Annotated in this window: 16 protein-coding genes; 6 read left to right on the forward strand and 10 right to left on the reverse strand. The window is 72.0% G+C overall.

Translation table 11 applies throughout. The features are described from left to right. The 4 genes from HUV01_RS05290 to glmU all read right to left on the reverse strand — a co-directional run. Nucleotides 1–155 (reverse strand): NAD(P)-binding domain-containing protein (locus HUV01_RS05290; RefSeq protein WP_174297275.1); only part of this gene is annotated, 155 nt, incomplete at its 3' end. A 30-nt stretch (nucleotides 156–185) separates the two neighbouring features. Continuing rightward, nucleotides 186–1,229, reverse strand: coding sequence for an enoyl-CoA hydratase/isomerase family protein (locus HUV01_RS05295; RefSeq protein WP_174297266.1), 1,044 nt, complete (start codon nucleotides 1,227–1,229; stop codon nucleotides 186–188). After that, nucleotides 1,226–3,049 carry a glutamine--fructose-6-phosphate transaminase (isomerizing) gene (gene glmS / locus HUV01_RS05300; RefSeq protein WP_174297267.1) on the reverse strand — a complete coding sequence of 608 codons (1,824 nt, stop codon included), beginning with the start codon at nucleotides 3,047–3,049 and terminating at the stop codon, nucleotides 1,226–1,228. Before glmS ends, HUV01_RS05295 begins: the two co-directional genes overlap by 4 nt. 349 nt (nucleotides 3,050–3,398) lie before the next feature. After that, nucleotides 3,399–4,751 (reverse strand): bifunctional UDP-N-acetylglucosamine diphosphorylase/glucosamine-1-phosphate N-acetyltransferase GlmU, encoded by a 1,353-nt coding sequence (glmU, locus tag HUV01_RS05305; RefSeq protein ID WP_174297268.1) that lies wholly within the window; start codon nucleotides 4,749–4,751, stop codon nucleotides 3,399–3,401. Nucleotides 4,752–4,860: 109 nt separating this feature from the next. Here glmU and HUV01_RS05310 point away from each other — a divergent pair, with 109 nt between their 5' ends. Next, complete coding sequence (locus HUV01_RS05310) at nucleotides 4,861–5,532, forward strand: HAD-IA family hydrolase (protein WP_438827148.1); 672 nt, start codon at nucleotides 4,861–4,863, stop codon at nucleotides 5,530–5,532. Here the strand turns inward: HUV01_RS05310 and HUV01_RS05315 are convergent. The 4 genes from HUV01_RS05315 to HUV01_RS05330 are packed head-to-tail and all read right to left on the reverse strand — an operon-like array spanning nucleotide 5,529 to nucleotide 8,197. Further along, the gene (locus tag HUV01_RS05315; protein ID WP_174297277.1) at nucleotides 5,529–6,539 is read right to left on the reverse strand and encodes a nucleotidyltransferase domain-containing protein; all 1,011 of its coding nucleotides are present in this window, start codon (nucleotides 6,537–6,539) and stop codon (nucleotides 5,529–5,531) included. The two genes, HUV01_RS05310 and HUV01_RS05315, sit on opposite strands and share 4 nt — an antisense overlap. Further along, entirely contained in the window at nucleotides 6,536–7,417 is an 882-nt protein-coding gene (locus HUV01_RS05320) for an HprK-related kinase A (RefSeq protein WP_174297269.1), read from the reverse strand. Before HUV01_RS05320 ends, HUV01_RS05315 begins: the two co-directional genes overlap by 4 nt. Beyond that, nucleotides 7,414–7,755, reverse strand: a complete 342-nt coding sequence (locus HUV01_RS05325; protein WP_254606397.1) for an HPr-rel-A system PqqD family peptide chaperone — start codon at nucleotides 7,753–7,755, stop codon at nucleotides 7,414–7,416. Before HUV01_RS05325 ends, HUV01_RS05320 begins: the two co-directional genes overlap by 4 nt. Nucleotides 7,756–7,759: 4 nt before the next feature. After that, nucleotides 7,760–8,197: a hypothetical protein gene (locus tag HUV01_RS05330; protein WP_174297279.1), complete on the reverse strand. Its 438-nt coding sequence runs from the start codon at nucleotides 8,195–8,197 to the stop codon at nucleotides 7,760–7,762. A 96-nt stretch (nucleotides 8,198–8,293) separates the two neighbouring features. Between HUV01_RS05330 and HUV01_RS05335 the strand changes: the two genes are divergently transcribed. The 4 genes from HUV01_RS05335 to HUV01_RS05350 all read left to right on the forward strand — a co-directional run bounded on the left by HUV01_RS05335 (nucleotide 8,294) and on the right by HUV01_RS05350 (nucleotide 11,349). Further along, nucleotides 8,294–9,496, forward strand: coding sequence for a sensor histidine kinase (locus HUV01_RS05335; RefSeq protein WP_254606398.1), 1,203 nt, complete (start codon nucleotides 8,294–8,296; stop codon nucleotides 9,494–9,496). Continuing rightward, nucleotides 9,496–10,269 (forward strand): phosphate signaling complex protein PhoU, encoded by a 774-nt coding sequence (gene phoU / locus HUV01_RS05340; protein WP_254606399.1) that lies wholly within the window; start codon nucleotides 9,496–9,498, stop codon nucleotides 10,267–10,269. Before HUV01_RS05335 ends, phoU begins: the two co-directional genes overlap by 1 nt. 15 nt (nucleotides 10,270–10,284) lie before the next feature. Continuing rightward, entirely contained in the window at nucleotides 10,285–10,986 is a 702-nt protein-coding gene (gene phoB, locus HUV01_RS05345; RefSeq protein ID WP_174297271.1) for a phosphate regulon transcriptional regulator PhoB, read from the forward strand. Nucleotides 10,987–11,076: 90 nt separating this feature from the next. Continuing rightward, on the forward strand, nucleotides 11,077–11,349 hold the full coding sequence (locus HUV01_RS05350) for a hypothetical protein (RefSeq protein ID WP_174297272.1): 273 nt from the start codon (nucleotides 11,077–11,079) through the stop codon (nucleotides 11,347–11,349). 90 nt (nucleotides 11,350–11,439) lie between these two features. Here HUV01_RS05350 and HUV01_RS05355 read toward each other — a convergent pair whose 3' ends face one another. Both HUV01_RS05355 and epsC read right to left on the reverse strand, forming a co-directional pair. After that, the gene (locus HUV01_RS05355) at nucleotides 11,440–11,787 is read right to left on the reverse strand and encodes a DUF2794 domain-containing protein (protein WP_174297273.1); all 348 of its coding nucleotides are present in this window, start codon (nucleotides 11,785–11,787) and stop codon (nucleotides 11,440–11,442) included. Beyond that, a complete protein-coding gene (gene epsC, locus HUV01_RS05360) occupies nucleotides 11,787–12,473 on the reverse strand; it encodes a serine O-acetyltransferase EpsC (protein ID WP_174297281.1) in 687 nt (228 codons plus the stop codon). The genes HUV01_RS05355 and epsC overlap by 1 nt, the downstream gene beginning before the upstream one ends. A gap of 132 nt (nucleotides 12,474–12,605) precedes the next feature. Between epsC and HUV01_RS05365 the strand changes: the two genes are divergently transcribed. Beyond that, nucleotides 12,606–13,419, forward strand: an 814-nt coding sequence (locus HUV01_RS05365; protein ID WP_174297274.1) for a LysR substrate-binding domain-containing protein, incomplete at its 3' end; no start/stop codon positions are given.

Consider the following 13,419-nt stretch of genomic DNA (forward strand, 5'->3'; position numbering starts at 1 on the left):
GCGGCGCCGTCCACCACGACGCAGCCTGCCGCGGCCGCGTGCGCCAGCGCGTCGACCGACAGGTCGAACGCCCGCACCTCATGGCCGCCCCGCACCAGCGTCGCCGCCATGCCGCCGCCCATGTTGCCAAGCCCGATGAAGCCGATCCGCGCGATTGTCCCGTCCTTTCCGTCAGATGCCCGCCGTCAGTCCGGCCCCCACGCCTCGTCCTCGGCGAGAGGCGCGAAGATCTGGTCGATCAGGTGGTCGCTCACCTCCGCAGGGGTCGCTGGATGCCAGCGCGGCGCATTGTCCTTGTCGACGATCACCGCGCGCACGCCTTCTGTGAAGTCCGCGCGCTGAACGACGCGGGTCGCGACCGCATATTCCTGACGCATCTCGTCCTCGAAGGTCGGCATCGCATGACCGTCGAGGAGCAGCTTCAGGCCGACCTTCATCGACAACGGCGACCGGGTACGCAGGATCGCCAGCGTCTCGCGCGCGAAATCGCCGTCCTCCGCCTCCAGCGCGGCGAACACGTCCTCTAGCCGGTCGGATGCGAACAGCCGCGCGATCGCGTCCCGATTGGCAAGGACGGCGGACGGGCCAGGCGCCTCGGACATCTCGCCCAGAATATCTGCGATCTCACTCGCAGGACGACCGACAAGCGCCTGTTTCGCCCCGGCTATCCTGTCACCGGCCAGATAATGGGTCGCCAGCCCGAGCGCGAGGCAATCTGCCCCGTCCAGCCGCGCGCCCGTCAACGCCAGGTACTGCCCGATCCGCCCCGGCAGCCGCGACAGGTACCAGCCGCCGCCCACGTCCGGAAACAGTCCGATCGCCGTCTCCGGCATCGCGAACCGCGTGTTCGGGGTCGCGACGCGGTACCGGCACGGCAGCGCCAGCCCGACGCCGCCACCCATCGTCACCCCGTCCATGAACGCGATCGTCGGCTTGGCGAAGGTAAACAGCCGATGGTTGAGCCGGTATTCGGCCGCGAAGAACGCCCGCGCCGCCGAGCCGTCCGCCGCGCCCGAGTCCGCGAGCATCCGGATGTCGCCGCCAGCGCAGAACCCCCGCCCTTCCGCATGGTCGATCATCACCGCCGCAACGGCGGGATCCGTCCGCCACCCGTCGAGCGCGGCCAGCATGGCCTCGCACATGGCGAGGTCCAGCGCGTGGAGCTGGCGCGGCCGGTCGAGGCGGAGGCGGGCGGTGGCGCCTTCCACCAGCGTCAGGACGCCGCTCATTCGACCGTCACCGACTTCGCCAGGTTGCGGGGCTGGTCGACGTCGGTCCCCTTGGCCACCGCGACGTGATAGGCCAGCAGCTGCACCGGCACCGCGTACACCAGCGGCGCGATGAGCGGATGGACCTTGGGCATGGTGATCGTCGCGATGCAGTCCTCCCCCGCCGCCTGGATGCCGTCGTAGTCGCTGATGAGGATCACCTTGCCGCCGCGCGCCTGCACCTCCTGCATGTTGCTCACGGTCTTGTCGAACAGCGGACCCGACGGCGCGATGACGATCACCGGCACCTGGTCGTCGATCAGCGCGATGGGTCCGTGCTTCATCTCGCCCGCCGCGTAACCTTCCGCATGGATATAGCTGATTTCCTTGAGCTTCAGCGCGCCTTCCAGCGCCAGCGGATAGTCGGTCCCGCGCCCGAGGTACAGCACGTCGCGCGCGCCCGCGACGACGCCCGCCATCGCCGCGATCGCCTCGTCATAGGCGAGCGCGGCATTGAGCGCCGCTGGCGCCTCGCCCAGGTGTCGGACGATCGCGCGCTCCTCGCCGGGTTTCAGCGTCCCCTTGGCGCGGGCGAGATTGGCGGCGAGCGCGGCGAGCACCGCCAGCTGGCAGGTGAACGCCTTGGTGGACGCGACGCCGATCTCCGGTCCCGCATGGGTGGGCAGCAGCAGGTCCGCCTCGCGTGCCATCGTGCTGGTCGGCACGTTGACGACCACGGCGATCTTCTGCCCCTCGGCCCGCGCGTGGCGAAGCGCGGCGAGCGTGTCCGCCGTCTCGCCCGACTGCGAGATGAACAGCGCCAGACCGCCCCCTTCCATCACCGGCTCGCGATACCGGAACTCGCTTGCGACATCGAGGTCGACCGGCACGCGCGCGAACTGCTCGAACCAGTATTTGGCGACCATCCCGGCATAGAAACTGGTCCCGCAGGCGACGATCGTCACCCGCCTCACCGCCGAGAGGTCGAAGTCCGGGATCGGCAGCGTCACCTTGTCCTCCATCCGCTGGAGGTATGAACGCAGCGTCTGCGCGACGACGATCGGCTGTTCGTAGATCTCCTTGAGCATGAAGTGCGGATGGTTGCCCTTGTCGACCACCTGGCTGAGCGCGCCCGAGATGACGATCGGCCGCTCGACGCGGTTGTTGCCGCGGTCGTAGATCTCGACGGTGTCGCGCGTCACCGCCGCCCAGTCGCCCTCGTCCAGATAGGCGATCCGCTGCGTCAGCGGCGCGAGCGCGTGCGCGTCGGAGCCAAGGTAGTTCTCGCCCTCGCCATAGCCCACCGTCAGCGGCGCGCCGAGCCGCGCGCCGATCAGCAGATCGGGCTCGTCGCGGAACAGCACGGCCAGCGCGAAGGCGCCATGCAGCCGCGGCAGGACCGCCGACACCGCCTGGCGCGGCGCAGCGCCCCGTTCCAGCTCGCGCGCGACGAGATGCGCGACGACCTCGGTGTCCGTCTGCGACCTGAACTCGCGCCCCTGCGCGATCAGCTCGTCGCGCAGGGAACGAAAGTTCTCGATTATCCCGTTGTGAACGACCGAGACATCGCCGACGATATGGGGATGCGCATTGTCCTCGGTCGGGCCGCCATGCGTGGCCCAGCGGGTGTGCGCGATCCCGACATGGCCGGGCAGCGGGTCGGCATCGAGCCGAGCGGCGAGGTTGGCGAGCTTCCCGGGCGCGCGGCGCCGGTCGATGATGCCGTCGTGCAGCGTGGCGATGCCCGCCGAGTCGTAGCCGCGGTACTCCAGCCGCTTCAGCCCGTCGAGCAGCCGCCCGGCGACGTCGCCGCCGCCCAATATTCCTACGATGCCGCACATGACCGGGACGCCTTCAGATCGAGTAGGGGATGCGGACGCCCGGGGTGGTTTCCGGACGGCCCTTGACGGTGCGGGCGACGGGCGCGGCCCCGTCCACGCGCGCGATCGCTAGGATCAAGGCATCGAGCGGCGTGTCCGCGAGCGACCGCTCCGGTTGCAGGCGAGCTGTCCGGAAGCAGCGCGCATTCCGGTCGCCGCCGACCGTTCCGGCGACTCCGCCAGCGCGTGCGGCGGGTGGAGATGGTCGCCGGGATCGTTCGCCATTGCTCGCATGCCGGGACGATATCACCCGGCCATACCACCGTCCATCAGGTCGTGCCGGAGCGCGGGCATCGCGGCCGGCCGGAACTCATCCCTTCTTCCTCGCCCGCATCCGCTCCCGGAACCGCGCGGCCCAGCCCGGTTTCACGACCACGGCCGGACGGGCAAGGATCAGGGCGTCGGCCTCCGCGTCCGCGGTCACCACCGATCCCGCCGCGACGATCGCTCCGTCGCCGATCGTCACCGGCGCCACCAGCGAGCTGTTCGATCCGATGAACGCGCCCGCGCCGATGTTCGTGCGATGCTTGAAGAAGCCGTCGTAATTGCACGTAATGGTGCCCGCGCCGATGTTCGCTCCGGCTCCGACCGTCGTGTCGCCCAGATAGGACAAGTGGTTGGCCTTCGCGCCCCTGCCCAGCACCGCCTGCTTCATCTCGACGAAGTTGCCGACGTGCGCCTCCTCGCCCACCTCGGCCCCCGGCCGCAGCCGCGCGAACGGCCCGACGACGGCCCCGCGCGCGATCGTCGCCCCCTCGATGTAGCTGAAGCCGCGAACGGTCGCTCCGTCCGCCACCGATACGCCGGGGCCGAACACCACGTTGGGCTCGACCGTCACGTCGCGGCCCAGCACCGTGTCATGCGCGAACCAGACGGTGTGGGGCGCGACGAGCGAGGCGCCCTCCGCCATCGCCCGCGCGCGGCGGCGGTGCTGCCAGACCTCTTCGAGCGCCGCCAGCTCGTCGCGGCTGTTGACGCCCGTCACCTCCGCCTCGTCGACCTCGACCACCACGGACGCGCGGCCGTCCGCGGCGACGAGCATGACGACGTCGGGCAGATAGTATTCGCCCGCCGCATTGTCGTTGCCGACCCGGGCGAGGAGCGCGAAGAGCTGCTCCGCGCGCATCGCCATGAGGCCGGAGTTGCAGAGCGTCACGGCGCGTTCTTCCGGTTTGGCGTCCTTGTATTCGACCATTCGCGCGATGCGCCCATCCGCCCCCGCCAGCACCCGGCCATAGGTGCCGGCCCGGACCGGCCGGAAACCCAGCACCACGCCCGCCGGAGCGTCGGGCGCATGGAGCCGGTCGATCATCCGGCGCATGACGTCGGCGCCGACCAGCGGCACGTCCGCGTACAGCACCAGCACGTCGCCCGCGAAACCCTCCAGCAGCGGCTCCGCCTGCCGTACCGCATGGCCGGTCCCCAGCTGCTCGGCCTGCACCACCACGCTCGCCCCTAGCGGCGCCACCGCCGCCTCGACCTGCTCGCGCCCGGCGCCGACCACCACCACCGTGCGCGCGGGCGCCAGCTCCGCGACGCTGGCAAGCAGGTGGAGCAGCATCGGCCGGCCGGCGAGCGGGTGAAGCACCTTGTGCCGGTCGGACTTCATGCGCGTGCCCTTGCCGGCGGCCAGGACGATCACCGCGAGCGGGCGTGTCGACATCGATTGGATCAACCTTGCTGTACGGCCGGGCCAAGCCGGGCCGGAACGGGAGGCGAGGTGCCACGCGCGTCTTGCCATGACCAGCCCGATGCTGTCAGGCGCGGCGCCCATGGCCGATTTCCCGTTCGCCGTCGTCGGGTTCGATCTCGACGGCACCTTGCTCGACACCAGCGGCGACCTCGCCGCGGCGGTGAACGACGCGCTCGCCTCCGCCGGGCGGGCGCCGCTGAGCGTGGAGGCGATCCGGCCGATGATCGGCGGCGGCTCGCGCCACATGCTCGCGCAGGGGATGCAGGCGACCGGCGGCTGCACCGACGACGAACTCGACCGGCTGACGGTGCGGCTGCTCGCGCATTACGAGGCGAACATCGCGGTTCACACCCGGCCCTTTCCCGGCGTGCTCGACGCGCTCGACGCGCTGGCGGCGCGTGGCGTGACGGTCGGCATCATGACCAACAAGTACGAGCGTCTCGCGGTGAAGGTGCTCGACGCGCTGGACCTCTCCCGCCGGTTCGCGGCGGTGGTGGGCGGCGACACGGTCGGCGTCGGCAAGCCCGCGCCCGAGCCGATCCAGGAGATGGCGCGGCGCTGCGGCGGCGGGCGGGCCGCGTTCGTCGGCGACTCGATCTACGACGTGCGCGGCGCCCATGCCGCCGGCCTGCCGGTGGTGGCGGTCAGCTTCGGCTTCCTCCAGCAGCCGGTGGCGGAGCTGGGCGCCGATGCGGTGATCGACCGGTATGAAGAGCTGCTGCCGGCGCTCGAGCGTCTGGGCGCAAGCTAGGGCCGCCGCCACTTGGTCCACAGATGCCGGGCCAGCATCGCCGGCGGCATGCGCAGCCAGTGCGAGCGGATGTAGAAGGCGAGCCGGGTCGCGGGGCGGGTCGGCCGGCCCCACCCGTCGCGCGCCAGCAGGCGGCGGCGATGGAGCGGGTCCGCCATATCCTCCCGCCGCCAGTCGTCGGGCACCGGCGTATCGTACAGCGCGTGCGCCTGCCGGGCGGCGCGCCTCACCGGTGCGAGCGCCTGATGGCGCCGCGCCCGCACTTCGAGCCCCGACCAGAAGCCTGGTGCGTCCGCGAACTCGCGCAGCAGGCGGTCGATATCCCACAGGTTGCGCAGGCCGCCGGCGAGGTCGCCGTCCGCGAACAGGTGGAGGGCCGCATGCACCACCATGTCCTCCGGGCAGAGTACCGACAGGCTGTTGCCCAGCGGCACCGCATCCGCGATCAGCGCGCCCGCGTCGGGCGTCCGGCGCGCGGTGGGGGGCAGGATCGTGTGGTGGACGTCCGCCATCCGGTCCCGGCCCGCGTGGATCAGCGGCGGCAGCTCGTGCATCCAGCGGCGGTAATAGGCATCGTCATAGGCGTCGGCCTTCACCCACTCCCAGCCGGCCCCGATCAGCCCCGCCTCCACCACCGCCAGCGCCGGGGCGGGCACGAGCAGGTCGAGGTCGCCGATCAACCGCCCCTGCCCGGCCGCCAGTCCCGCGGCGACATAGGCCGTGCCCTTCAGCAGCACGACCGGGACGCCGAGCGAGGCGAGCGCGCGCCGCGCCATCTCCGCCTCCCACAGCGCGGCCGTGCGGCCCGCTTCCGCGGCGGCGTGCGCGGCGGCGAGGATGCGCGCGACCTCGGGCGGCGTCGCCAGGCCGTGCAGCCGGTGCGCGAGCGACCCGATCAGCTGCTCGGCGCGCGCGATCGTCAGCAACGTCGTCCATCCGGCCGCATCGAGCACCGCGGTCGAACCCGGATCGGCGAGCGCGCGGACGAGGGTGCGCGCGGGGCTCAACGCCACAGCTCGTCCACCAGCATGTCCACCAGCGCCAGCGCCTCGGCGCCGTCGGCATAGTCGATCGCCCGCGCGGGCAGCCCTCGCGCGATCCGCAGCAGCGCATCGAAGCCCGGCTCGCCGAGCGCGTGATAGTTGGTCGACGCCTGCGTCAGCCGCACGAACACCTCGCCCGTGCCCACCGGGCGCACCGCGCGCGCCGCGCCGAAGCGCGGGAACAGCAGCAGCGCCGGGCTCGCCGCCTCGTCCATCCGCGCGATCGCGTCCGCGTCGGGGACGAGGTGGCGCACGTCGCCCTTGGGCGTGCCGACGAGCAACGGCCCGAGCCTGTCCGGCGGAACGCCGTCCGCGAACAGGGCAACGGACTGGTTCTTCAGGCTGATCGGACGCGGGAACGGATGGATCAGGCCGGTCGCGGGCTCGACCAGCGCGAACTCGTCGGCGAGCAGCCGCCAGCGGCGCTTCCGGTTCCCGGTCGACAGCAGCGCGGCCAGCGTCGACTTGCCCGATCCCGACTCGCCGGTCATCACCAGCGCGCGCCCGTCTCGCTCCACGACGCTCGCGTGGAGCAGCAGGAAGCGGCGGCAGCCCAGCGCGACCTGGAGGTTCATGCCCATCTCCGCCGCGAGCAGCCCCTGCGCAAGCGGCAGCGGCGCGGTGCCGGGGAGCCACCAGTCGCCGGCGATCGTCACCGCCGGGCGCAACCATCGCCGCCACGGGCGCGCCGCCGCCAGCCGCACCGTGAAGTCGGGTACGCCGGCCTTGTCGCCTTGCGGGTAGCCGGCGTACAGCCGCTCCAGCGCCGCGACCGGCGCGCGCCAGTCGGAGCCGATGCGGAACCCGAACGGCCCGACGCGAACGGCGACGGCGTGCCTCAAGCCGCCCCTTCCCCGACCAGACCCGAGGCGACCAGTTCGGCCAGCCGCGCCGCCAGCGCATCGGGCTCGCCGCTCCCGAGATCGAACGCCTCGCCCAACCTCTCGAGCAACCCGGCCATGGTCAGCGCGTCCCCGCCCAGACCGTCTCCGCCCAAAACATCTCCGCCCAAACCGTCTCCGCCCAGCGCGGCGAGGATCTGTGGCGCGGGTTCGGCGAGCAGGTGCGTCAGGCCGGAGCTGCGGTGGAACACCGCCGTCAGCACGGCGTCGATCGGCTCGATCCGCAACACGCCGACGCGAGCGGCGCGATAGCGCGGCTCCGCTCGGGGACCGGTCACGCGCTCAGCTGCGCGGCATCTGCAACGAGGCGAAGCAGGTGAAGCCGCCGGTGCCCCGCTGCAACCGGCGGATGTAGTTCATATAGGCCTGGCTGCGCTCATATTCGACGCCGGGCAGCGGGCCGCCGCCCGTCGTCGCCCGGCGGACGTCCTCGCCCTTCAGCGGCGCGCCCGGCGGCGCAAAGGCGCCCGTCGTGCCCGACGGGACGGTGCTGCCGTCGGTGGCGATGTACCGGCCCCGCCGCGCCGCGTCGGGCACCGGGATCTCGCACGTCATGACCGACGCGTGGGTCTGGGCGAGCGCCGGCCGGATCGACATCACCGACGCCGCGCCGACCGCGCCCAGCATCAGCGCCCGGCGCCGGCCAGACGAAGGTTCGACCGGCGTCCCCGCCGGCGACCCGCCGTCGGGGCGGCCGCGATCCTGTTCGTGATCGTCCATGGCACCCTTCATCATCGCATCGCCCTTTCATATCAACCGATGCTCTTCAAGCAGACCGCGCGTTCCGGATCGGGACATGACGCGTTAGGGGGTTGCATGGCACTGCTCCTGATCGTCCCGATCCTGCTCGTTCTCGCCGCGGCGATCGGGCTGCCGGCATGGCGGGCGGGAGGCCGGACGTCGCCGCCGGTCGACACCGCCACCACCAACGCCACCGCCACCGGCGAACCGGCGACGCGGGACGTCGTCGATGCGATCGCGGAGCCGGTGCTGATGGTGCTGGACGGCACCGTCGTCCACGCCAATGCCGCCGCGCTCGCGCTGCTGGGCGTCCACATCCTGGGCGAGGACGCCCGCCTCGCGCTGCGCCATCCGGGCGCCGCCGAGCAGCTGGTCGCCGCCGACCCGCGGCCGATCGTCCTGTCGGGGCTCGGCGGTCGCGACGGGCGGTGGGAGATGCGGGTCGCGCCGATGGCGGGCAACCGCCGCCTCGTCCAGCTCGTCGACCGCAGCGCCAGCCACGCGGCCGAGCGGACCCGCGTCGATTTCGTCGCCAACGCCAGCCACGAGCTGCGGACGCCGCTCGCCTCCCTGCTCGGCTATGTCGAGACGCTGCGCGATCCCCGCGAGCCGCCGCCGCCGACGCGACAGCGTTTCCTGGCCATCATGGAGGACGAGGCGCGGCGGATGCAGCGGCTGATCGACGACCTGATCTCGCTCTCGCGGATCGAGGCCGAACAGTATCGCGTGCCGTCGGGGGTCGTCGACCTGGCGGAGCTGACGAGCCAGGTCTGCCGCGAGCGGCGCGACGCGCAGGACGGGCGCGGCGCCGACCTCGTCGTCGCCGACCGCCCGGACGGGCCGGCGACCGTCGTCGGCGATGCGGCGCAACTGTCGCAGCTGGTCCACAATCTCGTCGGCAACGCGATGAAATACGGGCGAGCGGGGACGCCGGTGACGATCGCGGTGACTCGCGCCGGGGCGATGTGGCGGCTGTCGGTCGCGGACCACGGCGACGGCGTCGCGCCCGAGCACCTCCCGCGACTGACCGAGCGGTTCTTCCGCGTAGATACCGGGCGCAGCCGGGCGCTGGGCGGCACCGGCCTTGGCCTTGCGATCGCCAAGCACGTCGTCGAGCGCCACCGCGGCCGCCTCGACATCGACAGCGTCGTCGGCGAGGGCACGACGGTCGTTGCGTCGCTGCCGGCGACGGACGGCGAAGGCCAGGGCCAAGGTAGTGGCGGCGGCGATGGCGCGATCGTCGCTGTCGGCGGTGTCACAAAAGGGCAACCCGACTGATGCAGGGGAATCGCACGGCGTTGACGGGCAGGCGAGGCGACATGGCGATGGGCATCGCGGCAGCGGAGACGGCGGGGACGGGCATCGGAGCGCCGGACCTGGGGCGCGTGGCGCCGCCCGACGACATCCGTCGGCTGCGCGGGCTGGTCGCGCAGATGGGCGGGCTGGCCGAACAGGCGATCGCGGAGGCGATGACCGCTCTCGCACGCGGTGATGCCGAGCTTGCGACATCGATCCGCACCGCCGACCGCCAGATCGACGCGATGGCGGCGGAGGTCGAGCGATCGGTCGTGCAGCTGCTGGGTGGGCGCACGCTGGGCGGGATCGAGCTGCGCGAGGCGATCGGCGCGCTCAAGATCGCCGCCGTGATCGAGCGGATCGCCGACTATGCCAAGAACATCGCCAAGCGCGTCCCGACGATCGCCGCCACCGGGCGGATCGGCCCGATCGACCTGCTGCCGACGATGGGGCGGATGGCCGGCGAGATGGTCCGCGACGCGCTCGACGCGTTCGCGGCCCGCGACCCGGCCTCCGCCGCCGAGGTCTGCCGCCGCGACCGCGCGCTGGACGAGGTGCATGCCGGCGTCTTCCGGATGCTGGTCGAGCACATGGCCGCCAATCCCGCGACCGTGGAACAGGCGGCGCACCTGTTGTTTGTCGCCAAGAACCTGGAGCGGATCGGCGACCATGCGACCAACCTTGCCGAGATGGTCTATTTCGCGGCGACCGGCGAACAGATGGCGGAGCGCCAGCGCGGCGCCTCCGCCGGCTGACCGGGGAGGCTGAGCATGCCGCGCGCCACGCTGCTGCTGGTGGAGGACGATCCCGCGATCGCCGAGCTGGTCGCGTTCCACTTCGAGCGCGAGGGCTTCGCGGTCAGCGCCACCGCGGACGGCGAGGACGCGGTCCTGCTGGCGCGCGAGAAGGCGCCCGACGTGGTGCTGCTCGACTGGATGGTGCCGGGCCTGTCCGGGATCGAGGTGTGCCGGCAGCTGCGCCGGATGCCGGGCACCGCCAACGTGCCGATCATCATGCTGACCGCGCGCGGCGAGGAGGAGGATAGGGTCCGGGGGCTGGAGACCGGCGCCGACGACTATGTCACCAAGCCCTTCTCGCCGCGCGAACTGGTCGCGCGCGTCGCGGCCGTGCTGCGCCGCGTCCGCCCCGCGCTGGCGGGCGAGCTGTTGTCCTATGCCGATGTCGAGATGGACACCGTCGGCCATCGCGTGCGCCGCGACGGCGACGCAGTGGCGCTGGGGCCGACCGAGTTCCGGCTGCTGCGCCATTTCCTGGAGCATCCGGGCTGGGTGTTCTCGCGCGAGCGGCTGCTCGACGCGGTGTGGGGCCATGACAGCGAGATCGAGATCCGCACCGTCGACGTCCACATCCGCCGGCTGCGCAAGGCGATGAACGAGGGCGGGCGGGCGGACCTGATCCGCACCGTCCGGTCGGCGGGCTATTCGCTGGACACCGATCCCGACTCCGGTTGATCCGCGTCCGAAACGAAGGAGCCAAGTCGACAAAGATGCGTTGGCACGGCTGCGCGACGGACGTCCCGTCTGCGTCATCGGGAGACGATCATGAAGCTCATCCTGCTCGCGGCGACCGCCGCCCTCGCCCTGCCGGGCCTGGCCCGGGCGCAGACGGCGCAGACTCCGACGCCGGCCCCGACCGGCGGCTATCAGCCGAGCGGTCCGGCGATGCAGGGCACGATGCAGCCCGGGGTGCAGCCGGTCTACCAGCCCGCGCCCAGTCCGTCGCAGGCGTATCCGGCGCCCGCACCGCTTGCGAGCTATCCGGTCTGTCGGAAGGGCCAGTACGACGGCTGCATCGAGCGCGGCGGCAGGCGATAGCATCGGTCCGCGGGCGCCCGGACGGGGCGGGCGCCCGTCATCCTTGGCCACATCACCCTGCTCACATCACCCCACCCCACGTCGATCGGTCTAGGTGTCGACCAGCCTCATCAGCCGGCGCTCGACCGGGGCCAGCACGGGGACGAGGTCGTGGCCCCGCTTCAGCACCGCGCCGGCCTCGCCGACCAGTGCCCACATGCCCTGCCTGCCGCGCAGCGACGGACGCTTCTCCACGCGCATCTCCGGCCGTTCCGCCGCCCGTCGAAACGCGGAGAACACCGCCGCCTCCCGCCCGAGATCGATCGCATAGTCCCGCCAGTGTCCCGCCGCGACCATCCGGCCGTACAGGTCGAGGATGCGGGCGAGTTCGGCCCGGTCGAAACCGACCTGCAGCGCCGGCCTCGCAGATGGCGGCGGGAACGGGGTGACGGTGCCCATCAGGCGCAGTCACGCTCCCGTGTTTCCGGCCCGTCCAGCAACGCGTCGAGCCGCCGCCGCATCGTCTCCAGCTCGCAGCGCAGCAGTTCCACCTTCTGGGTCGCGGGATCGAACATCTCGCTGCAGGGCGTGCCATAGGCGAGGAACGGCATCGGTGCGGCGCGGCCACCCTCGATGGTCGTCGGCCGGGCGGGGATGCCGACCATCACGGCGCCCGCCGGCACGTCCCTGGTCACCACCGCATTGGCCCCGATCCGCGCGCGCGCGCCGACTGTGATCGGACCCAGCACCTGAGCGCCGGACCCGATGATCGTGCCGTCCGCGATCGTGGGATGGCGCTTCCCCGCCACGCCGTTGTCGGGAGAGGTTCCGCCCAGCGTCACGCATTGATAGATCGTGACGTCGTCGCCGATGTGCGACGTCTCGCCGATCACCGTGAAACCGTGATCGATGAAGAAGTTGCGGCCGATCGTCGCCCCGGGATGGATGTCGATCGCGGTCGTCATCCGCGACCAGTGGTTGACGATCCTGGCCAGCAGGTACAGCCGCCGGCCATGCAGCCGGTGCGCCACCCGGTGCCAGCCGAGCGCCCATACGCCGGGATAGGTCATCACCTCCCACCGCGAATGGGGCGCCGGATCGCGCGCACGGATCGAGTCCAGATAGCGGAACAGATTACCCAGCATGGTGCGTCCCTGTACGCTGCCCGTCGTCCGGCGCGATGTAGACGCCTTGCCGGCGGATTGCCAGCGGGGGTGGCGCGCGGGCGCCGGACCGCTATGCACGTCGCGCTCCCTCCTCCAGTCAGGCGCGATCCGATGGCGGCGACCTATCTGCCGACGCTCAAGCAGCTGCAGTATCTGGTGGCGTTGCGCGACCACGGGCATTTCGGGCGTGCGGCGGAGGCGTGTTTCGTCACCCAGTCGACGCTGTCGGCGGGGCTGCGCGAGCTGGAGGGGCTGATCGGCGTGACGCTGGTCGAGCGCACGCGGCGCGTCGTGCGCTTCACCGCGGTGGGCGAGGCGATCGCGGACAAGGCGCGACGCGTGCTGCGCGAGGCGGAGGAGCTGGGAGACCTTGCCCGCGCCGCCGGCCAGCCGCTGTCGGGCGAGCTGCGGATGAGCGTCATCCCAACCATCGCGCCGTTCATGCTGCCCCGCATCCTGCCGCGACTGCGCCACGACTATCCCGACCTGAAGCTGTACCTGCGCGAGGAGCCGAGCGGCCCGGCATGCGAGGGACTGCACCACGGGCGGGCGGACTGCGTGCTGCTCGCGCTGCCCTATGCGTGCGGCGACGTCGCGGTGGCGTCGCTGTTCCGCGATCCGCTGTTCGTCGCCTTCCCGGAAAACGCGCAGCCGCCACCCGACGAGGACGTGCCGCCGTCGGCGATCGACGAGACGCGGCTGCTGCTGCTGGAGGACGGGCACTGCCTGAAGGACCATGCGCTCGCCGCCTGCAACAGGCCCGAACTGCGCAGCGAGGCGACGATGCTCGGCACCTCGCTCCACACGATCATCCAGATGGTCGACAACGGGCTGGGCGTGACGATGCTGCCGGGGATGGCGATCGATGCGGGCATCCTCGACCATACCCGCGTCGCCGCCCGGCCGCTCGCCGCGGCGGGCGCGA

The sequence above is a fragment of the Sphingomonas bacterium genome, assembly GCF_903643035.1.
In the GTDB taxonomy this organism is placed as follows: domain Bacteria; phylum Pseudomonadota; class Alphaproteobacteria; order Sphingomonadales; family Sphingomonadaceae; genus Sphingomonas.